At 54.6% G+C, this 216-nt stretch carries 1 protein-coding gene; it reads left to right on the top strand.

The window, feature by feature from the left end; translation table 11 throughout:
• Positions 1-216: alpha/beta fold hydrolase (locus C5P05_RS00020; RefSeq protein ID WP_420130700.1), on the top strand; the 216-nt coding region annotated here is incomplete at both ends.

Raw genomic sequence — 216 nt, 5'->3', positions numbered from 1 at the left:
AATAACGAGGCGGAAGCTGTTCTGCTGATTTCCGGTCTGGGTACGCAGATGATTCGCTGGAGCGAAACGTTTTGCCAGATATTGGCAGAACAAGGCTACCGCGTGATTCGCTTTGATAATCGCGACGCTGGCCTTTCAACCCACTTCCATAGCGCGTCGATGCCAGATCTCGCTGCAATTGCCGACGCAGTCTCTCGCGGCGAAACGCCCAATGTG

The sequence above is a fragment of the Rhodoferax ferrireducens genome (assembly GCF_003347515.1).
Classification (GTDB): Bacteria; Pseudomonadota; Gammaproteobacteria; order Burkholderiales; family Burkholderiaceae_C; genus Rhodoferax.
The sequence above is the reverse complement of the archived record's forward strand: the minus strand, read 5'-3'. Positions and strand labels throughout refer to the sequence as shown.